The sequence below is a fragment of the Geodermatophilus sp. CPCC 205761 genome, assembly GCF_051383655.1.
GTDB lineage: Bacteria > Actinomycetota > Actinomycetes > Mycobacteriales > Geodermatophilaceae > Geodermatophilus.
The window spans coordinates 85,647-111,357 of record NZ_JALPKQ010000013.1; the positions used below are offsets into that span (position 1 = coordinate 85,647).

29 protein-coding genes and 1 tRNA gene are annotated in these 25,711 nt (G+C 74.8%); 18 read left to right on the forward strand and 12 right to left on the reverse strand.

The annotated features are described in order from the left end of the window. Positions 1–55: 55 nt before the first annotated feature. Complete coding sequence (locus tag MY526_RS10395; RefSeq protein WP_436703842.1) at positions 56–550, reverse strand: hypothetical protein; 495 nt, start codon at positions 548–550, stop codon at positions 56–58. A gap of 213 nt (positions 551–763) precedes the next feature. Here MY526_RS10395 and MY526_RS10400 point away from each other — a divergent pair, with 213 nt between their 5' ends. From MY526_RS10400 to MY526_RS10430, 7 genes are all read left to right on the forward strand, one after another. Then, positions 764–1,927 (forward strand): heparan-alpha-glucosaminide N-acetyltransferase domain-containing protein, encoded by a 1,164-nt coding sequence (locus tag MY526_RS10400; protein WP_436703843.1) that lies wholly within the window; start codon positions 764–766, stop codon positions 1,925–1,927. Positions 1,928–2,205: 278 nt separating this feature from the next. Next, entirely contained in the window at positions 2,206–2,733 is a 528-nt protein-coding gene (locus MY526_RS10405; protein WP_436703844.1) for a Chromate resistance protein ChrB, read from the forward strand. Further along, a complete protein-coding gene (locus tag MY526_RS10410) occupies positions 2,730–3,161 on the forward strand; it encodes a chromate resistance protein ChrB domain-containing protein (protein ID WP_436692476.1) in 432 nt (143 codons plus the stop codon). The genes MY526_RS10405 and MY526_RS10410 overlap by 4 nt, the downstream gene beginning before the upstream one ends. A gap of 169 nt (positions 3,162–3,330) precedes the next feature. After that, a complete protein-coding gene (chrA, locus tag MY526_RS10415) occupies positions 3,331–4,776 on the forward strand; it encodes a chromate efflux transporter (RefSeq protein WP_436692475.1) in 1,446 nt (481 codons plus the stop codon). Between the two features lie 27 nt (positions 4,777–4,803). After that, a complete protein-coding gene (locus tag MY526_RS10420; protein WP_436692474.1) occupies positions 4,804–5,769 on the forward strand; it encodes a phosphotransferase family protein in 966 nt (321 codons plus the stop codon). A 63-nt stretch (positions 5,770–5,832) separates the two neighbouring features. Continuing rightward, positions 5,833–7,722 carry an ABC transporter ATP-binding protein gene (locus MY526_RS10425; RefSeq protein WP_436703845.1) on the forward strand — a complete coding sequence of 630 codons (1,890 nt, stop codon included), beginning with the start codon at positions 5,833–5,835 and terminating at the stop codon, positions 7,720–7,722. Beyond that, the gene (locus MY526_RS10430; RefSeq protein WP_436703846.1) at positions 7,719–9,581 is read left to right on the forward strand and encodes an ABC transporter ATP-binding protein; all 1,863 of its coding nucleotides are present in this window, start codon (positions 7,719–7,721) and stop codon (positions 9,579–9,581) included. The genes MY526_RS10425 and MY526_RS10430 overlap by 4 nt, the downstream gene beginning before the upstream one ends. 207 nt (positions 9,582–9,788) lie before the next feature. Here MY526_RS10430 and MY526_RS10435 read toward each other — a convergent pair. Then, positions 9,789–9,861: transfer RNA gene (locus MY526_RS10435), tRNA-Arg, on the reverse strand. A 116-nt stretch (positions 9,862–9,977) separates the two neighbouring features. Between MY526_RS10435 and MY526_RS10440 the strand changes: the two genes are divergently transcribed. Then, positions 9,978–10,343 carry a hypothetical protein gene (locus MY526_RS10440; protein WP_436692471.1) on the forward strand — a complete coding sequence of 122 codons (366 nt, stop codon included), beginning with the start codon at positions 9,978–9,980 and terminating at the stop codon, positions 10,341–10,343. Here the strand turns inward: MY526_RS10440 and MY526_RS10445 are convergent. Continuing rightward, positions 10,276–11,127 carry an alpha/beta fold hydrolase gene (locus tag MY526_RS10445; protein WP_436703847.1) on the reverse strand — a complete coding sequence of 284 codons (852 nt, stop codon included), beginning with the start codon at positions 11,125–11,127 and terminating at the stop codon, positions 10,276–10,278. The two genes, MY526_RS10440 and MY526_RS10445, sit on opposite strands and share 68 nt — an antisense overlap. A gap of 404 nt (positions 11,128–11,531) precedes the next feature. Between MY526_RS10445 and MY526_RS10450 the strand changes: the two genes are divergently transcribed. From MY526_RS10450 to MY526_RS10465, 4 genes are all read left to right on the forward strand, one after another. Beyond that, entirely contained in the window at positions 11,532–11,978 is a 447-nt protein-coding gene (locus MY526_RS10450; protein ID WP_436703848.1) for an SRPBCC family protein, read from the forward strand. Positions 11,979–12,054: 76 nt separating this feature from the next. Further along, a complete protein-coding gene (locus MY526_RS10455) occupies positions 12,055–12,924 on the forward strand; it encodes an NAD-dependent protein deacetylase (RefSeq protein ID WP_436692467.1) in 870 nt (289 codons plus the stop codon). Continuing rightward, complete coding sequence (locus MY526_RS10460; RefSeq protein ID WP_436692466.1) at positions 12,921–13,232, forward strand: biopolymer transporter Tol; 312 nt, start codon at positions 12,921–12,923, stop codon at positions 13,230–13,232. Before MY526_RS10455 ends, MY526_RS10460 begins: the two co-directional genes overlap by 4 nt. A 39-nt stretch (positions 13,233–13,271) precedes the next feature. Further along, positions 13,272–14,183 (forward strand): MSMEG_6728 family protein, encoded by a 912-nt coding sequence (locus tag MY526_RS10465; RefSeq protein WP_436703849.1) that lies wholly within the window; start codon positions 13,272–13,274, stop codon positions 14,181–14,183. A gap of 7 nt (positions 14,184–14,190) precedes the next feature. On the opposite strand, the gene MY526_RS10470 is transcribed toward MY526_RS10465, so the two are convergent. The 3 genes from MY526_RS10470 to MY526_RS10480 are packed head-to-tail and all read right to left on the reverse strand — an operon-like array spanning position 14,191 to position 15,823. Further along, positions 14,191–15,039 (reverse strand): phosphotransferase family protein, encoded by an 849-nt coding sequence (locus MY526_RS10470; protein ID WP_436703850.1) that lies wholly within the window; start codon positions 15,037–15,039, stop codon positions 14,191–14,193. Then, positions 15,036–15,467: a PaaI family thioesterase gene (locus MY526_RS10475; RefSeq protein WP_436692463.1), complete on the reverse strand. Its 432-nt coding sequence runs from the start codon at positions 15,465–15,467 to the stop codon at positions 15,036–15,038. Before MY526_RS10475 ends, MY526_RS10470 begins: the two co-directional genes overlap by 4 nt. Next, positions 15,464–15,823 (reverse strand): VOC family protein, encoded by a 360-nt coding sequence (locus MY526_RS10480; RefSeq protein WP_436692462.1) that lies wholly within the window; start codon positions 15,821–15,823, stop codon positions 15,464–15,466. The genes MY526_RS10475 and MY526_RS10480 overlap by 4 nt, the downstream gene beginning before the upstream one ends. 89 nt (positions 15,824–15,912) lie before the next feature. On the opposite strand from MY526_RS10480, the gene MY526_RS10485 reads away from it, so the two are divergent. After that, positions 15,913–16,611, forward strand: a complete 699-nt coding sequence (locus tag MY526_RS10485) for a YbaK/EbsC family protein (protein ID WP_436703851.1) — start codon at positions 15,913–15,915, stop codon at positions 16,609–16,611. Between the two features lie 4 nt (positions 16,612–16,615). Here the strand turns inward: MY526_RS10485 and mscL are convergent, their stop codons facing one another. From mscL to MY526_RS10500, 3 genes are all read right to left on the reverse strand, one after another. Then, the gene (gene mscL, locus MY526_RS10490) at positions 16,616–17,065 is read right to left on the reverse strand and encodes a large conductance mechanosensitive channel protein MscL (RefSeq protein ID WP_436703852.1); all 450 of its coding nucleotides are present in this window, start codon (positions 17,063–17,065) and stop codon (positions 16,616–16,618) included. Between the two features lie 41 nt (positions 17,066–17,106). Then, a complete protein-coding gene (gene cpaB / locus MY526_RS10495; RefSeq protein ID WP_436692459.1) occupies positions 17,107–17,724 on the reverse strand; it encodes a Flp pilus assembly protein CpaB in 618 nt (205 codons plus the stop codon). Between the two features lie 85 nt (positions 17,725–17,809). Further along, positions 17,810–18,145 (reverse strand): FmdB family zinc ribbon protein, encoded by a 336-nt coding sequence (locus MY526_RS10500; RefSeq protein WP_436703853.1) that lies wholly within the window; start codon positions 18,143–18,145, stop codon positions 17,810–17,812. Positions 18,146–18,315: 170 nt separating this feature from the next. Between MY526_RS10500 and MY526_RS10505 the strand changes: the two genes are divergently transcribed. Continuing rightward, positions 18,316–19,053: an ankyrin repeat domain-containing protein gene (locus MY526_RS10505; RefSeq protein ID WP_436703854.1), complete on the forward strand. Its 738-nt coding sequence runs from the start codon at positions 18,316–18,318 to the stop codon at positions 19,051–19,053. 17 nt (positions 19,054–19,070) lie between these two features. On the opposite strand, the gene MY526_RS10510 is transcribed toward MY526_RS10505, so the two are convergent. The 3 genes from MY526_RS10510 to MY526_RS10520 form a co-directional block, all read right to left on the reverse strand. Then, on the reverse strand, positions 19,071–21,458 hold the full coding sequence (locus tag MY526_RS10510; protein WP_436692455.1) for an ATP-binding cassette domain-containing protein: 2,388 nt from the start codon (positions 21,456–21,458) through the stop codon (positions 19,071–19,073). Positions 21,459–21,590: 132 nt separating this feature from the next. Next, entirely contained in the window at positions 21,591–22,001 is a 411-nt protein-coding gene (locus MY526_RS10515) for a VOC family protein (protein WP_436692454.1), read from the reverse strand. A 5-nt stretch (positions 22,002–22,006) separates the two neighbouring features. Then, entirely contained in the window at positions 22,007–22,456 is a 450-nt protein-coding gene (locus MY526_RS10520; protein WP_436692453.1) for a helix-turn-helix transcriptional regulator, read from the reverse strand. A gap of 142 nt (positions 22,457–22,598) precedes the next feature. On the opposite strand from MY526_RS10520, the gene MY526_RS10525 reads away from it, so the two are divergent. Genes MY526_RS10525 through MY526_RS10540 form a run of 4 tightly spaced genes read left to right on the forward strand, consistent with a single transcriptional unit; the run spans position 22,599 to position 25,695 of the window. Further along, positions 22,599–23,534, forward strand: a complete 936-nt coding sequence (locus MY526_RS10525; protein ID WP_436703855.1) for a hypothetical protein — start codon at positions 22,599–22,601, stop codon at positions 23,532–23,534. A gap of 18 nt (positions 23,535–23,552) precedes the next feature. Continuing rightward, a complete protein-coding gene (locus MY526_RS10530) occupies positions 23,553–24,146 on the forward strand; it encodes a DUF6714 family protein (RefSeq protein WP_436692451.1) in 594 nt (197 codons plus the stop codon). A gap of 35 nt (positions 24,147–24,181) precedes the next feature. Further along, on the forward strand, positions 24,182–24,673 hold the full coding sequence (locus tag MY526_RS10535) for a MarR family winged helix-turn-helix transcriptional regulator (RefSeq protein ID WP_436692450.1): 492 nt from the start codon (positions 24,182–24,184) through the stop codon (positions 24,671–24,673). Beyond that, the gene (locus MY526_RS10540) at positions 24,673–25,695 is read left to right on the forward strand and encodes an LLM class flavin-dependent oxidoreductase (RefSeq protein WP_436703856.1); all 1,023 of its coding nucleotides are present in this window, start codon (positions 24,673–24,675) and stop codon (positions 25,693–25,695) included. Before MY526_RS10535 ends, MY526_RS10540 begins: the two co-directional genes overlap by 1 nt. Positions 25,696–25,711 lie beyond the last annotated feature (16 nt).

Consider the following 25,711-nt stretch of genomic DNA (forward strand, 5'->3'; position numbering starts at 1 on the left):
CGGGCGACGCCGCGGCCGTTACCGACTCGCCGCAGCGCCGCCATGGATGTCCGGATCAGTTCATGCTGACGGTCCCCCATGCCAGGGAACCGGTAGCGGTGAGGGTGCTGGAGTCCGGCCACGGCAGCAGTCGCGGCCGAGCTGTTCCCCGGACACCGGACCGGGCCGGAGCGATCTCCCAGACGCCGACCTCGACGACGGTGTCCAGGCTGGATCGGGAATCGGCCCAGCCGCCCAGGCGCCGAGCGGTGATCGAGGTCCTGGCGTGGTCGTCGGTCAGGACCGCGTGCAGCAGTCGGACGATGGTGTCGAGGTCCTGGTGGCGCCGGGGGTCGGTGTTCGACGTGTGCACTTCCACCCTGAGCAGCTGGCTCCCGGACGGCGCGAACGGGGACTCGTCGACGCTCCAGGTGAGGACGATGAAGCACGGTGCCGTTGTCGTACCGTGCCCGGAGCACCTCTGCTCGAGGCGGTCGTCGTGGTTCGCCAGCAGCGTGCTCAGCACCGCGTTCCGGGCGATCAGGCCGCCCACCACGAGACGAAGATCCATCGCCGCCGTCCTCGGGCTCGCTGGGCGTCGGAGGCTCCGCTCGACCAGCGGGGGCAGTCGACACCGGTGCGTCCGCCGCACCACCTGGTCGATCGAAGCCGGTTCTGACTCTAGGCGGCACGGTGCAAGCGACAGGTCAGGACAGTGCAAGAACTTGGCAAACGGCCGTGACGAGCGGTTCCACCGGCCCTGGCCCTCCTACGGTGCCCCGTCATGAGCACCGCCGTGCGCCGAGACCAGGCCCGACAGCTCCCGTCCGCACAGCAGAAGCGGCGGCTTCGCTCGGATCGGGTGGCCGGTCTCGATGTAGCTCGTGCGCTGGCCGTCTTCGGGATGTTCGGTGCCCACGTCGGAGTCGTCGCGGACGACGTGGGGTCATCACCCTCCACATGGCTTGGCGTGGTGAACGGCCGGTCGTCGATCCTCTTCGCGGTCCTGGCGGGCGTCTCGGTGGCCCTGTTGTCCGGCCGGACCGTCCCGGCCGGCGGGGACGAGCTGGTCCGCGCCCGGATGCGGATCCTCGTCCGTGCGGCGTGGGTGTTCGCCATCGGCGGCGTCCTCGAAGCGCTCGGCACCGACATCGACATCATCCTCGGCGTGTACGCCGTGCTCTTCGTCCTCGCCTTGCCGTTCCTGCGGTGCTCGCCCCGGCAGCTGCTGGTGGCCGCCGGGGTGCTGGCCGTGGTGACACCGCCTGTTGACCTGGTGCTCGCGCAGCTCGCCGAGGCGACGGGCTCCTACGACACGCCGTTCGTCTGGCTGGCCGTCACCGGGCCCTATCCGGCGCTGATCTGGTGGGCCTTCATCCTCGTCGGCCTGGCCGTGGGGCGCTCGGACCTGGCCTCCGCGCGGGCCCGGGCGACGCTCGTGGCCACCGGCGCCGGCCTGGCCGTGCTCGGCTACGGCGGCGGCTGGGTGACCACGCAGTGGTTTGCGGGCGGGACGCCGGTGGACGGCGACGGCTTCTCGGAACGCCCCGATGCGTGGGACCCGGTCTGGTTGACCGGGGCCGTCCCCCACAGCGGAACGACCTTCGAGATCGTCGGCTCTGTCGGGTTCGCGCTCATCGTCATCGGCGTGTGCCTGGTCGTCGCCGAGCTCCTGCCCAGGGTGAGCTACCCGCTCGCCTCGGTGGGCGCGATGGCGCTGACTGTGTACACCGGCCAGGTCGTCGCGGTGTGGCTCATCGGCACGCTCGACTACGACGACAACGGCGCGTGGGCCACCTACATCCTGGTGAGCCTCGTGGTCGCCACTGCCTGGAGGGTGCTGCTGGGGAGAGGACCGCTCGAACGACTGCTGACCTGGAACTCCACCCTGGCAGCAGGCCGAGCGAACAGGTGCGCCGCACGCGATCCGGCACCGTCCGCATCCTGACCGTCCGGCCGCCCGGCGGGTCGGGGCGCGTGCCCCGGGTCCGGAGTCGGAGCACGGCGCGAGTCAGTAGGGGAGCCGCACCACAGCCGAGCGGATGCTGGCGAGCGCCACACCGCCGTCAGTCGCCGGCTGGCTTACGGTGCGGAGGGTCCGGCACACAGGATGACCAGGGTGGAACGGAAGCGCCGGCCGTTCGGACGTGACCGCACACCCTGCGGCAGGGCCCCGCTCCTCCATCATCGCTGGACGCTGCAATGCAACCATGGTTGCATTGCAGCGTGCTCACGCCGTTGCCCGCTCAGCCTGGTCCGGGCGAGTGGGTGCTGCTCTCCTACCGGCTGCCCCGCGAGCCGTCGGGTCCGCGGACCACGGTGTGGCGGCGGCTGAAGCGGCTCGGCGTGGCGCAGCTGTCCGACGGCCTGGTGGCGCTGCCCGCCGACGCCCGCACCCGTGAGTCCCTCGAGTGGCTGGCCGACGACGTCCTCGCCGCGGACGGGACCGCGGGGCTGTGGGTGGCCCGACCGGCGACGCTGGCGCAGGAGCGGGCACTGGCCGCCGGCATGGCCGCTGCCCGGGCCGAGGAGTACCGGTCGCTGACCGAGCAGAGCCGCGAGGCCGCCGACGGCGACTCCACCGAGCGGACCCGGGCGCTGCGCCGGCTGCGGGCGGAGTGGCGGGCGATCAACCGGCGGGACTTCTTCCCACCGCCGGAGCGTGAGGCCGCCGCGGTGGCGCTGCGCGACCTGGCCGAGGCCGCCGCCGAGGACGGGTCGCCGGTCGCCGAGGTGACGGAGGCGGCGCCGTGAGGTGGGCGACCAGGGCCGGGGTGCACATCGACCGCGCGGCCTGCGCCTGGCTGATCCGCCGCTTCCTCGATCCAGCCGCCGAGTTCGTCTTCGTGTCGGACCCGGCCGAGGTCCCGGCTGACGCCACGCCGTTCGACATGCGCGGTGTCGAACTGGGCCACCACGGCGGGGACTGCTCGTTCGAGACGATCCTGCGCCGCCACGATCTCACCGATCCGGTGCTGTGGCGGATCGCCGAGATCGTGCACGAGGCCGACCTCGACGACGGGCGCTTCGACGCCCCGGAGGCACCCGGTCTCGACGTGGTGCTGCGTGGGCTGTCGATGACCGGGAGCGACGAGCACACGCTCGCCGTCTCCGGCCCGGTCTTCGACGGGCTCTACGAGTTCCACCGCCGTCGTCTGCTGCTCGGCCGTGAGCCGGCCTGATCCCGTCGCCCGGAGGACCGCCATGCGCACCATCGCCGACTCGCACGACCGCTCCTGTCCGCCGCACGGCTGAGCCCCGGCCTCGGCCGATCTCACCCGACCCACCCACGCGCCCGGCGCCGCCGGACTGCGCCCCTCCCTTGCCCGAGACCGACCGACGAGGACGTCCATGACCCGCGAGGCCCCGCACCCGCCGGACACCGCACCCGCCACTCGCACGCCGGATCCGGCTGCCGAACCGGAGCCGGTCGGAGCGCAGGAGCAGACCGCCATCCCCTTCCGTACCGCGGTGCGGACCTGGTTCCTCATCTCGCTGCAGACCTTCGGCGGACCGGCCGGCCAGATCGCGGTCATGCAGCGCGCCCTGGTCGACGAGAAGCGGTGGATCGGCCAGCGCCGGTTCCTGCACGCGCTGAACTACTGCACCTTGTTGCCCGGCCCGGAGGCGCAGCAGCTGGCCACGTACGTCGGCTGGCTGCTGCACGGCACCCGCGGAGGGCTCGTCGCCGGCGGTCTGTTCGTGCTGCCCGGCGTCGTCGCGCTGCTGGCGCTCTCGGCGATCTACGTCGCCTTCGGCACGACGACCGCGATCACCGCGCTCTTCGCCGGGCTGGCCGCGGCAGTGCTCGCGATCGTCGTGCAGGCCGTCATCCGGGTGGCCAAGAAGGCGCTGGACAGCCGCGCCCTGGTCGTGATCGCGGTGGCGTCCTTCGTCGCCCTCGCGTTGTTCGGCGTGCCCTTCCCGATCGTGGTCGCACTCGCCGGTATCGCCGGCTGGGCCCTCGGCCGCTGGCGACCGTCCGCGCTGCCGCGCAAGAAGGCCGCCGAGGGCCCCGAGGCCGGCCCGCCGCCGGTCATCTCCGACGACGTGCTGCACCACGTGGCCCCCACCGCCGGGCGCACCCTGAAGGTGCTGCTGGTCGGGCTGCTCGTCTGGGGAGTGCCCGTCGCGGTGGTCGCCCTGCTGACCGGCGCGGGCAGCGTGTTCACCCAGCAGGGCCTGTTCTTCTCCGGCGCCGCCGTGGTCACCTTCGGCGGCGCTTACGCGGTGCTGGCCTACGTCGCCCAGCAGGCCGTCGAGGTCTACGGCTGGCTGGGCCCGCGGGAGATGGTCCGCGGCCTGGCGCTGGCCGAGACCACGCCGGGCCCGCTGATCATGGTCGTGCAGTTCGTCGCGTTCCTCGGCGCCTACCGCAACCCCGGCGACCTCGACCCCTGGGTGGCCGCGGTCCTCGCCTCCCTGCTCGTCACCTGGGTGACCTTCGTGCCCAGCTTCCTGTTCGTCCTGCTCGGCGCCCCGTACATGGAGCGGCTGCGCGGCAACCGGTCGCTGTCGGCGGCCTTGAGCGGCATCACCGCCGCCGTCGTCGGCGTCATCGCCAACCTCGGCGTCTACTTCGCCGTCCACACGCTCTTCAGTGAGACCGTCGACGTCGACCGCGGACCGCTGTCGCTCGAGCTGCCCGACGTGACCACGCTGCGACCGGTGCCCCTGGTCATCGCGCTGGTGGCCGCGGTGCTGCTGTTCCGCGTCAAGTGGTCGGTGCTGCGCACCCTCGGCGTCTGCGCCGTCCTCGGCCTCGCCGCCGGCCTCGCCGGCCTGCCCCTCACCTGACGCCGGCAGCGCAACGAGGAGGACCTCATGGGACGCGCCGACGTGTACAGCCAACCGGAGGCGCCGGACCCGGTGCTCCCGAGCGAGCTGGTCCGAGAGCTGGCTGGGCCGCACCTGCCGTCTGGCGTGCAGCTCGACGGCGGGATGCAGGTGGACGAGTCCGGCGGGGAAGCGCGGGTCTACCTGTTCGACCGGTCCGATGCCGCCGGTGGTGTGGTGGTGAAGACGCAGCGGCCGCACCGGCTCCGTCCGCGCACCAGCCTGCGGAAGGAGGCCGCGCTGCTCGAGGCGCTGACCGGGCCCCTCGCCGGACGGATCCCGGACCTGTACGGCTACGACAGGGTCGCCACCGCCGATGGTCCGGTCGAGTTCATCGTGATGAGCCGGGTGCCGGGCCGGCCCGTGGGACTCCGCCCCCTCCCGCCCGTCGCCCGCCAAGGGCTCCTCCGGGCGGTCGCTGGCGTGTTGCGCGTCGTGCACGCCCTGGATGCGACACAGCTGCAGGTCGACGGGATCCTGCCCACCGTCGAGGGGGGAGCGGGCCATCGGGCGCGCCTCGAGGCGAACTTCGCCGACCTCGTCGAGCGGCTGGAGCAGCAACGGGACCGGTGGCCGCTGGAGGTGCCGCCCGCCCGGGTGGCCGAGCTCGCCGTGGCGGCGCTGCCGGAGCGGCTCGACCAGCCGTCGGTGCCCCTGCACTCCAACCCGGGGCTCACGCACGTGTTCACCGGCCCGGCCGGCGACTTCACCGGGCTCATCGACTTCGGGGACGCGTACGCCGCTCATCCGGCTCTCGACCTGCGGTCCTGGCCCGACCCCGAGGACCGGCTGCTGCTCCGCGAGGCCTACCTCGACGGTCGGCCGGCCGGCGTGGAGTGGAACGCGGTGTGGACCACCGTGATGGTCCTGGCCGACATGGCGGCCTTGACGGGGCCGACGATGCACGCCGCCCCTGCCCTTGCCGCGCTCATGGACCGGCTCGAGCAGCTCTGAGCCCAGGCCGTGCCCATGGTCCACCCGACACCGTCCACCCCCCAGCCTGCCGCAGAGGCCCGGGTGCCTCTCGGCATGTGGACGGCGATGCGCCCCTACGCGCGCCAGGTCGCCGGGCTGTTGACCATCGGCTCGCTGTGCGGCGTGCTGATGAACACCGCCGTCGTCCTGCCCGCAATCCTGCTCGGCCACGCGGTGGACACGGTGCTGGAACACGACCGCGGCGAGGTCGACGGCGGCGCCGTGACCCGCGCCGTCCTGCTCCTGATCGCCGGCACCCTGGCCACCGAGGTGCCCCGGATCGGCAAGCGGTACTGGCTCGGCGTGTGCCGGAACCGGATCAAGGCGAACGTGCGGGCCGACGCCGTCGGCGGAGTCCTGTCCTGGCCGGCCGACCGGCTGCACCGGACCTCGGTCGGCGAGGTCATGGGCCGCGTCGTCGGCGACGTGGAGGTGCTGGGCCGCGGCGTGGGGGAGGTGATCGTGGAGACCTGGGACACGCTGCTGTTCTCGCTCGCCTTGGCGGTCGCCATCCTGATCTACGACCCCACCCTGGGGCTGCTGGCGCTCGCTCCCGTTCCGGTCGCACTCGCCCTGGCGAAGGCGGTCGGCACGCGGGTCAGCCGCCGCACGCTGCGGGCCCGGGAGGCCAACGCCGCGGTGACCTCGTTCGCCCAGGAGGGGTTGACCGGCCTGCGAGCGCTGCGGGCATCGGGCCGGGGCGGCGCCTACGCCGCCCGACTGCGGGCACTGGCCGACGAGCAGGCCGGCGCCGAGCTCGCCGCGGGCCGCCTGGAAGCGGTCCTGGCGCCCGTCTACACGCTCCTGGTCACCAGCGGCGTCCTGGCGATCATCGGGCTCGGCGGTCATCGGGTCGTGGGCGGTGAGTTGAGCGTCGGCGACCTGGTCGCCCTGCTCGGGCTCTTCGGCCGGTTCACCGGCCGGGCGTTCCGGATCCCGCAGATGGTCAACCGGGTGCAGGCGGCCGACGCGGCCTACAGCCGGCTCGCTCCGCTGCTGGCCGCCCCGCCGGCGCTCGCCGCGGAGCCCCGTCGGTCGAGTTGGCACAGCGACCGGATCGCCGGGCTGCCCGACGAGGACCGGGTCACGACCCCGCCCGCCGTGCCCTCTCCCCGCCGCGGGCCGGCCCAGGTGAGCCTGCAGCAGGTGGCCTTCACCTATCCCGGTGCCGGCACGCCGGCGCTGCGCGGCGTCACGCTCGACGTCGCGCCCGGGGACCTGGTCGCCGTGACCGGCGCGGTCGGGTCGGGCAAGTCTGCGCTGGCCCGCGTGGTGGCCGGCCTGTACCCGCCCGACAGCGGGCAGGTGCGGGTGGACGGCGCGGACCCGCACGCCTGGCAGCCGGATGACCGCACCGTCCTCGGCTACCTGCCGCAGGGCCATCCGGTGTTCTCCGGAACCGTCGCCGACAACGTGCTGCTCCCCGATCCCGGTCGACCCGGCGACCACTCGCGGCTCGAGGAGGCGCTCGCCGTTGCCGCGCTGGAGGAGGAGGTCGCCGCCATGCCGTCCGGGACCGGTACCGGCATCGGGGAGCTGGGCGTGCAGGTGTCGGGTGGGCAACGGCAGCGGATCGCGTTGGCCCGCAGTCTCGCCGCGCCCGTCGTCCGTCCTCGGTTGCTGGTGCTGGACGACCCGTTCTCCGCCCTGGACCTCCGGACCGAGGCCCGCATCGTCGGCGCACTGCGCGCCGCCGTCGGTCCGGACGCCCCGGTCGAGCGCCGGGCCACGGTGCTGCTGTTCTCCACCCGGCTGGCCTCCTTCCCCCGCGCCGACCTCGTCGTCGTCCTCGACGGGGGACAGATCGCCGAGCAGGGCGGCCACGAGGCGCTGATCGGCGCCGGCGGCCTCTACGCGCGGATCTTCCGGGCCCAGCGGCAGGCCGCGCAGCCCCCGGTGATGGCCGGGACCGCTTCGGACCGTGGCCGGTGACCGCCCGCATCGCCGGCCGTCCGCAGCAGGTCCGGCTGAGTCGTCACCTGCGGTCCCTGGTCCGGCCGTGGCGGGCGCGGCTGCTGGCGGTCGGCGTGCTGGTGCTCGCCGCCGCCGTGCTCGAACTGGCGCCGCCGCTGGTGGTGCGCCACGTCATCGACGACAGCCTGGTCCGCGGCGACACCGGGGGACTGGGCACCGCCGCTGTCCTGTACCTGGCTGCGTCGACGGCGGTCACCGCGCTCAGCGCCGGGTACGGCTACCTCGCGGCCACCGTCGCGCAGCGCAGCCTCGCCGAACTCCGGACGCGGCTGTTCTCCCATCTGCTCGCGCTGCCGACCGGCTATCACGACCACACCCCGGTCGGGGACTCGATCTCCCGGACCACCGCCGACATCGACGCCATCGACGATCTCTTCTCCTCCTCGGTCGCGACCCTCTTCGGCCAAGTCGTCCGGCTGCTCACCGTGGCCGTGGCCATGACCGTCCTCAGCCCGGTCCTGGCCGCTGCGGCGGCCCTGGTCATCCCGCCGCTGCTGCTCGTCACCAACGTGCTGCGCCGCCACGTCCGGGACGCCGAGCGCGCCTCCCGGATCGCGGTCGGCGGAGTGAACGCCCGTCTCGCCGAGGACCTCTCCGGTATCGAGGTCATCCGCGCCTTCGGCCGCCAGCGCAGCTTCGCCGACCGCGTCCGCCGCGCACTGCGGACCTGGCTGCACGCGGGCAACCGCTCCGTGCTGTTCAACGCCTTCTACGCCCCCGTGCTCGGAGTGCTCGCCGCGGTCGTGACCGCGCTGCTGCTCTGGCTCGGCGGCCGCGACGCCCTCGGCACGTTCGGCGTCACGGTCGGCACGCTGACGGCGTTCGTGCTGCTGTTCGCCCGCTTCTTCACCCCGCTGGTCACCCTCGGCGACGAGTGGCAAACCGTGCAGGGGGCACTGGCCGGCGCCGAGCGGGTCTTCGCCGTCCTGGAGCTGCCCACCGACACCGGCCGTCTCACCGACCCGGCCGGGCCCGCGGTGCGCGCGAGCCCCCCGGCGGCTGCGGCATCGAGCGCGCCCGGCACAACGTGCCCCAGCACCCGGCCGGTCGTCGAGCTGAACGACGTCACCTTCGGCTACCTGCCCGGACGGCCGGTCCTGCACCGGATCAGCCTCGCCGTCCACCCCGGTCGGCACGTCGCGATCGTGGGGCGGACCGGCGCCGGCAAGTCGAGCATCTTGTCGCTGCTGGTCGGGCTGCACACGCCGTGGACCGGGCAGGTCACCCTCGCCGGTGCCGACCCCTCGGCCCTGGACGACGGCACCCGCCGAGCCCTGCTCGGCTACGTACCGCAGACTGTCGCCCTGTTCAGCGGCACAGTCACCGACAACATCACCCTCGGCGCCCCGGACCTGACCGCCGACCAGGTCCGCCACGCGGCCCGCACGGCCGGTGCCGACTCGTTCATCGAGGCCCTGCCGGACGGGTACGACGCCTTGCTCTCGGACACCGGCCGCGGCCGCGGCCTCCAGCTCTCCGCCGGCCAGCGCCAGCTGATCGCTCTGGCCCGCGCGCTGGTGACCGAGCCCGCGGTGCTGCTCCTCGACGAGGCCACCTCCGTCGTCGACGGCGCCAGCGACGCGGCGTTCCGCGACGCGCTGCACGACCGCGTCCTGTTCCGCGGCACCGCCGTGCTGACGGTCGCCCACCGGCTGGCCACCGCCCGCGACGCCGACCACGTCCTCGTCGTCGCCGGAGGCCAGATCGTGGAGCAGGGCGATCCCGCCACGCTGCTCGCCACGGACAGCCGGTTCGCCGGCCTCGCCGCCCTGGAGCAGGCCGGGTGGGACTGGCAGCACGAACCTGATGCGCCCTGACCCGATGAGGCAGGAGCCCGCGCGCCCCGCCCGACAGGGCCAGGGTCACGGCCAGGGGTTGCTGTAGCCCAGTCCGGTTCGCGGGGCCTTCTCCGCGTTGGCCCTCGGCGATCACTGCCCGCATCGCCCGAGAGCGCTGCTCAGCCACGCTCAACTCCCTCATCGAGGGAGCGTCGAGGATCAGCCGAAACAACACATGTCCAGTTGTGGCCCCGAGAGGATTCGAACCTCCGACACACGGTTTAGGAAACCGTTGCTCTATCCCCTGAGCTACGGGGCCGCGGGAACCGGCGGGGATCGCCGGGACGCCGGGGCCATCCTGGCACGTCGCCGTCGGGATCCGGTCGGCGCGCCGCGGAGGCCGCCGTCCGGCCCGCGGCTGACTACCGTCGGGGCATGGTGGTGCTGCTGGCCGAGCTCACCCTGCTGGTGCTGGTCACCGGACTGCTGGTCTACGCCCTGGGTGTGTGGTCCGCGCGCCCGGCCGGCCAGGCCCGACTGCCGGTCCGCCGGCGTGCCGAGCTGGCCGCGGCCGTCGCGCAGGCCGGGTGGTCCCCGGCGCACGACGAGGTGGACGGCGTCACCCGGGTCCTGCTGCGGCGGTCCTACACCGGCCTCGACGGGTTGCCGGTCGTGCTGGAGGAGCGGGTGCTCGAGACCTTCCCGGCGGCCGACCCGGCGTGGGAGACGCTGTTCACCGAGTCGATGTCACGCGCACGGTTCCGCTGCTCCTACCTGAACGCCGAGGAACGACCGGGCTGACCGCCCGCTGTGCCGTCTGCTCGACCAGGCGGGCGATCGTGCGGGGCCGGTCGGACTGCGGCGCGTGCCCGGCCCACAGGAGCGGGGAGAAGCGCGAGCCCGGCACCAGCGGCAGGTAGCGCACCGTCTGCCCGGAGGCCACCCAGTCGGCCACGCCCTGGACGAGGGTGACCGGGCAGTCGATCCGGCCCAGCCCCCGGGGGACGTCGAGCATCAGGGCCCACACCACGGTGCGCATGAAGTCGCGGGAGTCGGCGAACCCCTCGCGGGCGCCGATCGTCTCCTCGGGCGAGGTCGTCCACGGGGTGGCCTTGAGCGGAGCCAGCACGGCGGCCCGGCCCACCGCGGAGCGTGACAGCGGGTCGATCAGCGGGGCCACCGTCCGCATGAGGACCCGGGACACGGCCATCCCGGCGCCCTGGTAGAGCCGCTCGGGGAGCAGGTTGAGTCCCGACGGCGCGATGGCGACCACCGATGCCGCCCGGCCGCGCCGGGCCAGCTCCAGGGCGACCCGCGCGCCGAGCGAGTTGCCGAGGACGTGCACCCGGCCGACGCCCTCGGCGTCCAGGGTGCGCTCGACCGCGTCGGTGATGGCCGGGACCGTGGGCCGATCGGGCAGCGCGGGGGAGTGGCCGATCCCCGGCAGGTCGACGTTCAGGACGTCGAAGCGCTCGGTCAGCAGCGGCAGGACGGCGGTGAAGTCGCGGCGGGAGCTCCCCAGGCCGTGGAGCAGCAGCAGCGGCTCACCCGAGCCGGAGCGGTCGACGTGCAGCGAGGTGGTCACGTGTCTGGGCTACCCGTGGGTAGCAGCCCGCAGGCCATGAGCCTGGTCACCCGCCCGGTCCTGGCGACGATCTGTGGAGGGCGGTCCACCCTGTGGACGGCGCCACCGAACTGGTCGGAGGTCTCCCCGACGGTGACCTCCCGACCCGAGGAGGACGCCATGGAGATCCGCAGCACCACCGACCTCGAGCAGCACCACCGACCTCGAGCAGCACCTGGCCCGGACGGCGAGGCGCTCACCGGCCCGGCACCCGCCGACGCTCCGGCCGGACCGGCAGGAGCCCGGGGAGACGGCGAACCGGGCCGGCCGGCCTGTGCCGGGGTGAGCGCGCGGTCGTCGCAGCCGTGCGCCAACGGGGAGCCCTGGCGGCGGACCCGGTGGTGACGGGCGGGCAGGATGGGCGCATGGGACAGGTCGTCGCCACCGCCGAACGCGTCGTCGGGGCACCAGCGGACCGGGTGCGGTCCGCCCTCGCCGACTACACCGAGACCCGCCGCCGGGTGCTGCCGGAGCAGTTCAGCGACTACCGGGTCGAGGCCGGCGGCCAGGGCGAGGGCACCCGCGTCGCCTGGCGGTTCGCCGCCACCTCCAAGCGGGTCCGCGAGCAGCTGGTCGAGGTGACGCAGCCCGACACCGACACGCTGGTGGAGACCGACACCCGGTCGTCGATGGTGACCACCTGGACGGTCCGGCCGGCCGACTCCGGCGCGACCACCGTCCGGGTGCGGACCACCTGGAACGGGGCGGGGGGCGTCGGCGGGTTCTTCGAGCGGGCCTTCGCCCCCAAGGGCCTGCGCCGGGTGTACGAGGACCTCCTGGGCCGGCTGGAGCGGGAGCTGTCGGCGTCCTGAGTCGACGGGCCGTGCGTCGGCGCGGGGTCCCGGCCGGCCGGCGGCGCGCGGAGCGATCGCGGGGGACGATGGCCGGGTGACCGCACTGCCCGTCGTCGAGGAGCCGCCGGCCGTCGACCCGGACGACCTGGCCGACCTCGCCGCGCTGGTGGGCGACGGGGACGTCGTCGTCCTGTCGGGGGCGGGGCTGTCCACCGACTCCGGCATCCCCGACTACCGCGGAGCCACCGGGTCGCTGCGCCGGCACACGCCGATGACCTACCAGACCTTCCTGCGGGATCCCCGCGGGCGGCACCGGTACTGGGCGCGCAGCTTCGTCGGGTGGCGGCAGATCCGGGCCGCCCGGCCCAACGCCGGGCACCGCGCGGTCGCCGACCTGCAGCGCGCCGGGCTGGTCTCGGGCGTCGTCACACAGAACGTCGACGGGCTGCACCAGGCCGCCGGGGCGTGCGACGTCGTCGAGCTGCACGGCGGCCTGGACCGGACGATCTGCCTGGCCTGCGGCGACGTCGCCGACCGCGCCGCCCTCGACGAGCGGCTCCGGGCGGCCAACCCCGACTTCGGCCCGCACGTCGACGAGGTGAACCCCGACGGGGACGCCGAGCTGCCCGACGAGCTGCTCGACGGGTTCGTCATGGTGGACTGCCTGGCCTGCGGCCGGGGCCCGCTCAAGCCCGACGTCGTCTTCTTCGGCGAGACGGTGCCCCGGAACCGGGTCGACACCTGCTTCGCCATGGTCGAGGACGCCGGCGCGCTGCTCGTGCTGGGCTCCTCGCTGACGGTCATGAGCGGCTACCGCTTCGTGCTGCGGGCGGAGAAGCTGGGCATCCCGGTCGGGCTGGTCAACCTCGGCCCCACCCGCGGCGACGCGAAGGTGGACGTGCGCATCGACGCCCCGCTGGGGGCGGTGCTGCCCGAGCTGGCCCGGAGCCTCGGCGCCGCGTGAGCCGCGAGGTCGGCCGCACCGACGACGACCGCTGGATCGTCGTCGACGGCCGGCGGTGGCGGACCGCGGACCCGGCGCTGCCCGAGGACGTGCGGGCCCGCCTGCTGCACCACCTGGGGCAGGCACGCGCCGCCGTCCGCACCGCCGGCCGGCTCGGGGACGACGCCGCCCTCGCGGCCGCCCGCGCCCGGGTGCAGCAGGCGAAGACCGGCCTCGGGGAGCGCGGCCCGGCCTGGTGGGACCAGGACGACGACGCCCGCCGCGCACGGTGGGAGGCGGCGCTGTCCGCCCTCGAGTCCGGCGGCTGACCAGGCGCGCGGCCCCGCCCTCGGCGAGGATCGGAGCCGATGCAGACCTTCCTGCCCGTCGCCGACTTCGAGGAGAGCGCCCGGCTGCTGGACTCGCCCCGCCTCGGCAAGCAGCGGGTCGAGACGCTCCAGGTGCTGCGCGCCCTGGAGCTGCCCGACTACGGCTGGGCCTCGCACCCGGTCGTGCGGATGTGGCGCGGCCGGACACCGGCGCTGGTCGCCTACGGGCTGGCCATGGTCCGGGTGTGGCGGGACCGCGGGTTCGCCGACAGCACGCACACGCTCATCGCGGAGTTCGCGCCCGACGTCGTCGGCGCCGACCAGCACCAGCTCGCGCGGGCCGGCCTGCTGCCCTCCTGGGTGGGCGACAAGGCGCTGCACCTGTCCCACCGGTCGAACCTGCTGGCCAAGGAGCCGGACTACTACCGGCCACGGTTCACCCCGGTCTTCGGCCCGGAGCCCGACGACCTGCCCTACGTCTGGCCGGAGCCGGACGACGTCCCGCCGGTCGCCCCGCCGGACGGGGTGCGGGTCTGGGTGGCGCGTCCCCGGTCGCACAACGAGCTCGGCGCCTGCCTCGCGGCCGGCGTCGTCGGGCTGGGCACCCAGTCCGGCATCGACGTCGACGCCACCGGGCTGACCCCGGCCGAGCTGCGCACCCTGTCGAAGGAGATCTCCGGCCGCCGCCCGGCCAAGGACCTGCGGCAGCTGTCGGCGTTCCTGGACGAGGTTCGCCCCGGTGACCGGGTCGGGCTGCCGATCGAGCACGGCGTCGGCCTGCTGCTCGGCGAGGTCGTGGGGGAGTACCGGTTCGCCGGCCGGGAGCTGCTGCCGCACCGGCGGCCGGCCCGGTGGGAGCGCGTGGTGCCGCGGTCGGCGGCCCGCCCCCCGGCGACGCTGCAGGACCCGCGGGCGCTGTTCACGGTCGTCCTCGATCCGGCCGCCGTCTGACGGGGCGTCAGCCCAGGACCGCGGCGAGCCGCTCCCGTGCCGCCGGGCGCCGCCGCGGGTGACCGGTCGCGGCGACAACGGACCAGGCGGCCGCGTGCAGCCGGCGCAGCTCCAGCCACGGGGCCAGCTCGGCGTCGCTCGGGGCGTCCGGGAGGGCGTCGAGGGCGGCCCGCCCGTCCAGGCGGGAGGTGGACCGCAGGCAGGCCAGGTCCCAGGCGCGCGGGCCGGGGCAGGTGTCCTCCAGGTCGGTCCACAGCCGGCCCCACGGGGTGGTCAGCAGGTTGCCGGGGTGGGCGTCGCCGTGCCGCTGGCCGGCCACGCCGTCCAGCCGCGGGCGGAGGTCGTCCAGCCGGGCGGCCAGCCGGTCCAGCCGCGCCGGCTCGACGCCCCAGGTGGCGCCCCGCTCGACGAAGGCGGCGAGGTCGTCGAGCGGGGTGTCCAGCGGCCGGCCGGCCGGTGCGAGCTCGCCCAGCGACCCCTCCAGCTCCTCCAGCGCCCCGGCGACCTCGGCCGGCGTCACCGCCTCGGGCAGCACCGGCACGTGCGCCCAGAACGAGAGCACCGTGCCCTCGTGCTCGTGCGGACCGGGCGGCAGCAGGTCGCTCGGCGGCACGACCGGTGCGCCGGCCGCGGCCAGGGCGCCGGCCACCGCGACCTCGCGGCCGAGGTGCCGGGCGACGTCGGGGCGCAGCAGCCGGGTCAGCGTGGCCACCCGGGCGACCACCGGCGCCGGCGCGAGGTGCACGACGACGTTGATGCCGTCCTGCAGCACGCGGGCGTCCTCGCACCCCACCCCGTGGGCGGCGCTCACCGCCCGGGCGGCGGCGACCGCGCGGGCGACCCGCGCCCGGCTCACGCGCCGGGCAGCGGCACGTTCTGCAGCCGCACCTGGCCGCGGGCGACGAGCTTGCCGTCGTCGGACCGGGTGAGCAGCACCTGCCAGAGCTGCTGGGTCCGCCCCTGCTGGACCGGCTCCGCGACGACGTCGAGCCGCCCGGTGGTCATGCTGCGGATGAAGTCGGTGTTGTTGTTGACCCCGACGGCGAACTGGCCGCGGTCGACCACCGCCGCGCTCGCACCGATGCTCGCCGCCGACTCGATGACCGTGCAGTAGACCCCGCCGTGCACGACACCCCACGGTGTGTGCTGGTCCGGGCCCAGCTCCACCACACCGGTCACCCGGGTGCCGCTGACGTCCCGGGGCTCGAAGCCGGACGCCGCGGGGAACCGGCTGGTCGAGGCGAGGTCGACGGCGGGCAGGCCGGTGCCGTCCGCGCTGCTCACGCGTCCCACACCAGGCAGAAGGGGTGGCCGGCGGGGTCGGCGTAGACGCGGAAGTCGCCCCCGCCGCCGGGCAGTCTCCGGGCGCCGAGCGCGAGCACCTCCGGCTCGGCCGCCTCCACGTCGGCCACCCGGACGTCGAGGTGGAACTGCTGGGGCCGGTCCGGATCCGGCCAGTCGGGCGGCTGGAGGTCCGGCGCCTGCTGGAAGGCCAGCCGGTGGCCCTGCCCGGAGACGACCACCCAGTCGTCGCCCGGGCCGCCCTTGCTGACCTCCAACCCGAGCAGCTGGGCGTAGAAGGTGGCGAGGGCGTGGGCATCGGGTGCGTCGATGACGACGGAGTGCAGCTGGCCGATCATGAGCCCATCCTCGCGGGCCATCGCGTACCCGACCAGCGCAGGCCCGGCCCGGTCCCGCCCGCACCCGGCCAGGAGGCAGGATCGGCCGGGTGACCCCGCACCCGGCCGCCCCGCAGCTCGGCTCCCTCACCTGGATCCCGGCCACCGACCGGCCTGACCTGCTGGCCGCCCCGGTCGCCGCCGCGCTGGGCGCCCTCACCGGGCCGGCCTGGCTGGCGGAGATCGACGACGAACTGGCCGACACCGCCGCGTTCACCGAGGCCTACGGGGTGCCGATGGAGTCCTCCGCCAACTGCGTGGTGGTCGCCGCCCGCCGTGCCGGCCAGACCATGTTGGCGGCCTGCCTGGTGCCGGCGGCCACCCGCGCGGACGTCAACGGACTGGTGCGGCGGCACCTGGGGGCGCGCAAGGCCTCGTTCGCGCCCCAGGACGTCGCGGTGGCCGAGAGCGGGATGGCCTACGGCGGCATCACCCCCATCGGGCTGCCGCCGTCCTGGCCGGTGCTGGTGGACCCGGCGGTCGTCGCCGCGGACCTCGTGGTGATCGGGAGCGGCACCCGCGGCAGCAAGCTGGCGGTCGCGGGCGCGGTGCTGGCCGCGCTGCCGTCGGCGGTCGTCCTCGAGGGGCTGGGCCGGCTGCCGGTCGAGCCGCCCCCTCCCGCGGCCGGCGGCCCGGTCGAACGGGCGCCGGACGACCGCGACGTCGGCTGGGGGGAGCGACCCGAGGAGCGCGCCGGCGACGACCGCCGCTACCTGGAGGACCGCCCTCCGCACTGGGGCAGCGACTGAGGTCTCACAGCCGCCAGGGCAGCGTCGCGGTGCCCGGGCCCGACGGGTCGGGACCGGGGCCGGCGCCCTGCTGCGCGCGCAGCAGATCGCGGATCTCGACGAGCAGCTCCACCTGCGTCGGCTCGGCCGGACCGGCCTCCTCGCCGCGCTTGCGCCGCTCGATGATCGCCTTCACCGGCAGCACGACGAGGAAGTAGACGATCGCGGCGGTGAGCGCGAACGTGATCACCTGGCTCACGAAGGCGCCCCAGGCGAAGGTCTGGCCGTTCACCTCGACGGAGCCGCCCAGTTCGCCGCCCCCGCCCACCAGCCCGATCAGCGGGGTGAGGAACGAGTCGGCGAAGGCATTGACCACGGCGGTGAAGGCCGCGCCGATCACCACCGCGACCGCGAGGTCGACGACGTTGCCGCGCAGCAGGAAGTCCTTGAAGCCCTTCATCATGGGCTCATCCACCCACGGCCCGGCTCCCTCCCGGTCAACCGGCTCGCGGCGCGTCACGGCGGCGGGAGGCTGAGCGTCAGTGTCGCGGTCGTGGAGGCGGCGGCCAGGAGCGCGGCGGTGGCGCCGTCGACGGCGAGCAGCAGCAGCCCCTCGCCGGCGTCGTCCGGCCCGGGGGCGGCGAGCACGAGCGCGCCGGCGGCGACCACCTCGGCCCGCGCGGCGTCCGGCGCCGTCGCCAGCACGTCGACCCGGTCGCCGGGGCGGACCAGGGCGCTGACCACGACGTCGGCCGGGCGCACCGGCGCGGCCACCTGGCCGGCCGCCAGCTGGGCGGTGAGGCCGGCGCCCACCAGCCGGGCGTCGGTGACCGGTTCCCCGGCCCGGAGGCCGCCGGCGAGGGCCTGGCCGACGAGTGCCGTGGGGTCCGGCGTCGTCCCGGCCGGCCGCAGGGCGGTGGGGTAGCGGGCCACGGCGAGGTCGCCGGTGGCGAGCACGGCGCCGGGTGGCAGGTCGGCGGCGGCGACGACGACCGGCGCGGTCTCCGGCTCGCCGGGCCCTGCGGGCGGCGCCGCGGGGCGCAGCGCCAGCACCAGCGCGGTGGCGGCGAGCAGGCCGGCGAGGACCTGGCGGCCGGTGTGGAGGAGGGAGCGGGGGCGGCGGAGGCGGATCACGCGCCCACGCTGGCGGCCGGCAGCCGCCCGCGGGCCGGCGACCGCCGATCTGTGGAGGGACCGCGGGCCTGTGGACCCGCGGGGCTCAGCTCGCGGCGGCCTTGCCGGCCGTCGCGCCGGACGTCGAGGAGCTGCTCGACGACGACGAGGAGGACGACGAGCTGGTGGCGGCCGCGGCGGTCTCCTTCTTCGCGCCGTTGGACGACGAGCCGCCCGCCGACTCGCCGGCCGACGAGCTGGACCGGCTGTCGGTGCGGTAGAAGCCCGAGCCCTTGAAGACGACACCCACCGAGCCGTAGATCTTGCGCACCGGGCTCTCGCACTGCGGGCACTCGGTCACCGGGGCGTCGGTGAAGGACTGCACGACCTCGAACTCGTGCTTGCCGTCGGCGTTGGTGCAGGCGTACTGGTAGGTGGGCACGGTGGGAGCGCTCCTCGTGGGGACGGGCCGGGCTGGCACTCTCACCCGGCGACTGCCAATGATGCGCGCTCGAACGGCGTCCGTCCACGTGCCGCCGGCATGTGTGACCCGTGCGTCGCACGGGGACCGGCTCTCGACGCCGCTCGAGCGCACCCGGACGGAGGCCGCCGATGGACTCGCTGCCCGGTGACGACCCGGTGGCCGTCGCGCTCGTCGGCGCCGTCCGCGAGGGGGACCTGCCCGCCCTGCGCCGGCTGCTGGCCGAGCACCCGGGGCTGGCCACGGTGCGGGTGGCCGGCCGGGACGGCTGCGCGCGGACGCCGCTGCACGTGGCCTGCGACTGGCCCGGGTACTTCCCGAACGGGCCGGCCGTCGTGCGGCTGCTGCTGGCCGCCGGCGCCGACCCGGACGCACGGGTGACCGGGGCCGGGCACGCGGAGACCCCGCTGCACTGGGCGGCCAGCAGCGACGACGCCGACGTCGCCGAGGTGCTCATCGACGGGGGCGCCGACCTGGCGGCCACCGGCGCGTCCATCGCCGGCGGCACCCCCCTCGACGACGCCGTCGGGTACGGCTGCTGGCACACGGCGCGGCTGCTCGTCGCCCGGGGCGCCCCGGTCGAGAAGCTGTGGCACGCCGCCGCCCTGGGGCTGGCGGGGCGCGTCGAGGAGCTGGTCGACGGCCCGCCGGCCGCGACGCAGGCGCAGCTGGACGAGGCGTTCTGGCAGGCCTGCCACGGCGGGCAGCGGCGGGTCGCGGAGTTGCTGCTGGCCCGCGGGGCCCGCCTCGACGCGGTGCCCGGCTACACCGACCGGACACCGCTGGCCATCGCCGGCGCCCTCGACACCCGCCGGGAGTCCCTGGTCACCTGGTTGCGCGACCAGGGCGCCGGGTCCGGCGACGGCTGAGGGCGGCCCGGCCCCGGTCAGCTCCCGACGTAGGCCGCGAGGTGCTCGCCGGTGAGGGTGGAGCGGCCGGCGACGAGGTCGGCGGGCGTGCCCTCGAAGACGACCCGGCCGCCGTCGTGGCCGGCGCCGGGGCCGAGATCGATGATCCAGTCGGCGTGCGCCATGACCGCCTGGTGGTGCTCGATGACGATCACCGACTTGCCCGAGTCGACGAGCCGGTCGAGCAGCCGGAGCAGCTGCTCGACGTCGGCGAGGTGCAGGCCGGTGGTCGGCTCGTCGAGGACGTAGACGCCGCCCTTCTCGGCCATGCGGGTGGCCAGCTTCAGCCGCTGCCGCTCGCCGCCGGACAGCGTGGTGAGCGGCTGGCCGATGGCGAGGTAGCCGAGCCCGACGTCGGCGAGCCGGTCGAGGATGGCGTGCGCCGCCGGCGTGCGGGCCTCGCCGGAGCCGAAGAACTCCTCGGCCTCGGTCACCGACATGGCGAGCACCTCGGCGATGTTCCGGCCGCCGAGGGTGTACTCCAGCACCTCGGCCTGGAACCGCTTCCCCTCGCAGTCCTCGCAGGTGGACTCGACGGTGGCCATGACGCCCAGCTCGGTGTAGATCACGCCGGCGCCGTTGCAGGTGGGGCAGGCGCCCTCGGAGTTGGAGCTGAACAGTGCCGGCTTGACGCCGTTGGCCTTGGCGAACGCCTTGCGGATCGGCTCGAGCAGGCCGGTGTAGGTCGCCGGGTTGCTCCGTCGCGACCCGCGGATCGCCCCCTGGTCGACCACCACCACGCCCTCGCGGGCGGCGACCGAGCCGTGGACCAGCGAGCTCTTGCCGGAGCCGGCCACGCCGGTGAGCACGACCAGGACCCCGAGCGGCACGTCGACGTCGACGTCGCGCAGGTTGTGGGTGGCGGCGCCGCGGACCTCCAGCGCCCCCTTCGGCGTCCGCACCGACGGCTTGAGCGCGGCCCGGTCGTCCAGGTGTCGCCCGGTCAGCGTGCCGCTGGTGCGGAGCTCCGCCACGGTGCCCTGGAAGACCACCTCGCCGCCGCCGGTGCCGGCGCCCGGGCCGAGGTCGACGACGTGGTCGGCGATCGCGATCGCCTCCGGCTTGTGCTCGACGACCAGCACCGTGTTGCCCTTGTCGCGCAGCTGCAGCAGCAGCTCGTTCATCCGCGCGATGTCGTGCGGGTGCAGCCCGATCGTCGGCTCGTCGAAGACGTAGGTGACGTCGGTGAGCGACGAGCCGAGGTGGCGGATCATCTTGGTGCGCTGCGCCTCGCCGCCGGACAGGGTGCCGGCCGGCCGGTCGAGCGAGAGGTAGCCCAGCCCGATCCGCGCGAACGAGTCGAGCAGGTGCTGCAACCCGGCGAGCAGCGGCGCCACCGACGGCTCGTCGAGGCCCCGGATCCAGCCGGCGAGGTCGCTGATCTGCATCGCGCAGACGTCGGCGATGCTCTTGCCCTCGATCTTCGACGAGCGGGCCTCCGGGGCCAGCCGGGTGCCGTCGCACTCGGGGCAGGTGGTGAACGTGATCGCCCGCTCCACGAACGCCCGGACGTGTGGCTGCATGGCGTCGACGTCCTTGGAGAGCATCGACTTCTGGATCTTGGGGATGACCCCCTCGTAGGTGAGGTTGACGCCCTCGACCTTGATCTTGGTCGGCTCGCCGTAGAGCAGCGTGTGCAGCTCCTTCTTGGTGTACTGGCCGATCGGCTTGTCCATGGGCAGCCCGGCGCCGCTGAAGATCCGGCCGTACCAGCCGTCCATGCTGTAGCCCGGGACGGTCAGCGCGCCCTCGGCGAGCGACTTGGTGTCGTCGTACAGCGCGGTCAGGTCGAAGTCGGTGACCGCGCCCATGCCCTCGCACCGCGGGCACATGCCGCCGAGGCGGGTGAAGGTCGCCTTCTCGGCCTTGGTCTTGGCCCCGCGCTCGACGGTGATCGCACCGCTGGCGCGCACCGTGGGGATGTTGAACGAGTACGCGTTGGGCGGGCCGATGTGCGGCCGGCCGAGCCGGCTGAACAGGATGCGCAGCATCGCGTTGGCGTCGGTGGCGGTGCCGACGGTGGAGCGCGGGTTGGCGCCCATCCGCTCCTGGTCGACGATGATCGCCGTCGTCAGGCCCTCCAGCAGATCGACCTCCGGCCGCGCCAGCGTCGGCATGAAGCCCTGCACGAAGGCGCTGTAGGTCTCGTTGATCAGCCGCTGCGACTCGGCGGCGATCGTGTCGAACACCAGCGAGCTCTTGCCCGAGCCGGAGACACCGGTGAAGACCGTCAGCCGGCGTTTCGGCAGGTCGACGCTGACGTCCTTGAGGTTGTTCACGCGTGCGCCGTGCACGCGGATCAGGTCGTGGGCGTCGGCGACGTGCGGCGCGGGCGCCTCCGAGTCCGTGCTGGTGGCGGTGCTCATCGTGTCTCCATCCGTCGGGGCGGTCGCGGCGCCGGTCTGCTGTCTACCTGATCGGCCGGGTCGGCAGGACCGGTGCTGCGCCGGACCGGGTGACGTGGACCCGGACACCGTCCACGTCACCCGCCGCCGGGCTCACTGCAGCTGCTGGATCCGGATCATGTTGCCCGCGGGATCGCGGAAGGCGCAGTCGCGGACGCCGTACGGCTGGTCGGTGGGCTCCTGGACGACCTCCGCGCCGCTGCCCTCCAGCTTCGCGAAGGTGCCGTCGAGGTCTTCGGTGGCCAGGTTGACGCCGAAGTAGCTGCCCTTGGCCATGAGCTCGAGGATGGTGCGCTGCTCGTCGTCGGTGAGGCCCGGGGTGGCGGTCGGCGGGTGCAGGACGATGGCTGTGTCGGGCTGGCCGGGCGGGCCGACGGTGATCCACCGCATCCCGCCGTAGCCCACGTCGAGGCGGACCTCGAAGCCGAGGGTGTCGCGGAAGAAGGCGAGGGATGCGTCCGGGTCGCTGTGCGGGAGGAAGCTCGAGTGGATGGTGATGTCCATGGCCGTCACGCTAGGGACGGCTCGGGGGCCGGTGCTTCTCGATTCCTGACCGGTCTGGTCACCTGTTTCGCCACGCACGACGGCATCCCCGCCGTCGCCTGCGCCGCCTCGCGCCGGTAGACGCTGGGCGGCACACCGACCAGCTCGGTGAAGCGGGTGCTGAAGGTGCCCAGCGACGAGCAGCCGACGGCGAAGCAGACCTCGGTCACGCTGAGGTCGCCACGACGCAGCAGTGCCATCGCCCGCTCGATGCGCCGCGTCATCAGGTAGGCGTAGGGCGACTCGCCGAAGGCGGCCCGGAACTCACGGCTGAGGTGCCCGGCCGACACGTGCGCGCCGCGGGCGAGCGCCTCGACGTCCAGCGGCTGGGCGTACTCCCGGTCGATGCGGTCGCGGACCCGGCGCAGCCGCGCGAGGTCGCGCAGGTGCTGGTCCAGGGCCGGTCCGCTGGTCACCTGCGCGATCGTGCCACGCCGCGCGCGCCTCGCGGAGTGGCAGCGGGGCTTGTCGGCCCCGCCCGTCGGGGCCAGGATCCACGTGGGACTACCGACGGGGCGACGGATGAACACGCGGCAGTTGGACCAGACCGCACGCGCCGTGGTGCACGCACGCACCCGGCGCCCACCCTCGGCGGCGAGCCCCAGCGGCCCGCCGTCGGTGCTCGGCCTCCACCGTGCGGCCGGCAACCAGGCGGTGGCGCGGCAGCTGGCCGGGTCGGGCCGGCCGGCCGCGCACGCGGTGCGGGGAGCGCCGACCGTGCAGCGCTGCGGTCCCGTGGCCTGCGACTGCTCCCCCGAGCAGCGCGCCGCACACGCCGCCGAGGGGACGGCGCGCACCGGGGCCGGTGCCGTGGCCACGGCGGACACCGCGAGGGGGACTCCCGCCACCGCCGGGGACGGCACGGTTCCCGAGGGGGTCACCCTGCAACGGGTGGCCGCGCCGGGCACAGCCCTCCAGCGACTGCCGGGGGACGGGATGATGCCGCCGGGGGACTGCTCCTGGGCCAAGTACATCCCCCTCCGGCTGTCGGTCACCTCCGCCAAGGCGGTCGTCAGCGGGCTCGGAGCCTGCACGGCGGGGGACAGCTGCCACCTGCTCGCCGCGAAGATCGCGGCCATCAGCGCGGAGATCGCCGCCCGCGTGGCAGTCGCCTACACCTGCTTCCGCGGCGGCGACACCGGACACCAGACCCAGCTGCAGGCCAAGGTCAACATGCTGAACCGGTGTTACCGGTTCTTCCAGGGATCGAACTGCCCGCAGCGCCTGGTCGAGGCGATGGCGGCGGTCGTCGCGGCGGCTCGGGCGGCGATCGAGGCCACGATCGTGGCCGCTGCCGCGGCCGTCGTCATCGCGGCGGTGGTCGCCCTCGTCGTGGCCGTGATCGCCCTCGCGGAGGCCATCGCGGCGGCGATCGCGGCGGCGGCTGCCGCGGCGGCGGAGGCGGCGCTGGTCGCGTCGGCCGCGGCGGCGGTGATCGTCCTGCTGGTCGCGCTCCGGGACGCGCTGTCGTCCGGCGGCTCCACCTCCGCCTGAGCGGCATCGGCAGCCCCCATGACGCCCGGGTCCCGGTTCCTCGACGCCTTCGCCGCGCGCCTCCGCCCCGCGCCGGGACAGCTCGTGCGCCCGCGGAGCGGGGAGGACGGCGACCGGGTGCGGGAGGTGCTGGCCGGCCGGACGGTGTCGGAGGTGACGGTCGAGGACCTCCGCGAGGTCCTCGAGGGCAACCTCTGGGCGCTGACGCCGGCGGCGTTCCGGTACTACCTGCCGGCGTTCATGGACCTCGCGCTCACCCACTACGCGTCGATCAGCGTCTTCGCCTCCGAGCTCGTCGACGCCCTCACCGAGCCGTCCCGGGACGACGTCGTCGCGTCGCTCGACCGGCTGGGCGGGCTCCCGAGCGGGGTGGCGCCGGTGGACCCGGCGGCGGTGGAACTCCTACGGGAACAGCAACTGGGGTGGTTCGACTCGGGACAGCCGATGGCGCTGTTCCGCGACCGTGTCGACGGCCTGACGCCCGACGAGGGCAGCGCGGTCCTGACGTTCCTGGAGGTGTTCCGGGACGAGCACGGACAGGACTTCCCCTTCGGCGAGCTCGACGTCGCCATCGACCGGCACTGGGCGGCGTATCGCCCGGACCGACACTGACGAAGCGGGCCCGTTCCACCAGTAGCGTGCTGGTCGTGGCTCAGGAGTGGCTCGACGAGCAGCAGCAGCGGACGTGGCGTGTCTGGCTGACGGTCGCCGAGGTGCTGCCCCGCGTGCTCGACGCCCAGTTGCAGCGCGATGCCGGCATCACCCACGCCGCCTACGTCGTCCTGGCGATGCTGTCGGAGGCGCCCGGGCGCAGCCGGCGGATGAGCGACCTGGCCCGGCGGGCCAACCAGTCGCAGAGCCGGCTGTCGCACACCGTCGCCCGGCTGGAGGAGCGCGGCTGGGTGCGCCGGGAGCGCTCGGCGGAGGACGGCCGCGGCAACGTCGCCGTCCTCACCGACGAGGGCTGGGACGTCGTCCGCGCGGTCGCGCCCGGCCACGTCCAGGCGGTCCGGGCCGCCCTCTTCGACCCGTTGACCGACGAGCAGACGACGGCGCTCGGCGACGTGCTCGAGGTCGTCCTGGAGAAGCTCGACCCCGATCACAGCCTGCGCGTCGAGCACGGCGCCGACGCCGGCTGATGGACGCCGGGCCGCTGCCCCTGTCGGTGCTCGAGCTGGCCACCGTCGGCTCGGGGCAGACCACCGCCGACGCCCTCGCGGCCACCACGCGGGTCGCCCGGGCGGCCGACCGGCTGGGCTTCCGCCGGATCTGGGTCGCCGAGCACCACAACATGCCGGCCGTGGCGAGCACCAACCCGCCCGTGCTCATCGCCCACCTGGCCGCGGTCACCGAGCGGATCCGGGTCGGCTCCGGCGGCGTGATGCTGCCCAACCACGCGCCGCTGGTCGTGGCCGAGCAGTTCGCGCTGCTCGAGGCGCTGCACCCCGGCCGGGTCGACCTCGGCATCGGCCGCGCGCCGGGCACCGACCAGCAGACCGCGCTCGCCCTGCGCCGCGATCCGGCGGCCCTGTCGGCCGAGGACTTCCCGCAGCACCTCATCGACCTGCTCGGCCTCTTCGGGGACCCGCGCGTGGAGGGCGGCCTGGCCGAGCGGTTCCGGGCCACTCCCGCGGCCGCGTCCGTACCGCAGGTGGTGCTGCTGGGCTCCAGCGGCTTCTCCGCCCAGCTGGCCGGTCACCTGGGGCTGCCGTTCGCCTTCGCCCACCACTTCGGCGGGGCGAACGTGCTGACCGCCGTCGGGCTCTACCGCGACACCTTCCGGCCCTCACCGGTGCTGGAGCAGCCGTACACCATCGTGACGGCGAACGCGCTCGCCGCCGACACCGAGGAGGAGGCCCGCCGGCTCGCGCTGCCCGGGAAGCTCATGCGGCTGGCGATCCGCACCAACCGGCTGCGCCCGGTGCCCACCCTCGAGGAGGCCGAGCGCGACCCGGAGCGGGCGGCGGCGGAGGAGATGTCGAGCAACGCCGTGGTGGGGGATCCCGGGACCGTCGTCGCGCAGCTGCGCCTTCTGGCCGCCGACACCCGGGCCGACGAGCTGATGCTGTCGGCGTCCACCCACGGGGTGGTGGAGCGGCTGCGCAGCCTGGAGCTGGTGGCCGCGTCGTGGGGACTGTCCGGGGTCGCTCACGACAGGTGACGCGGGAAGGACGACG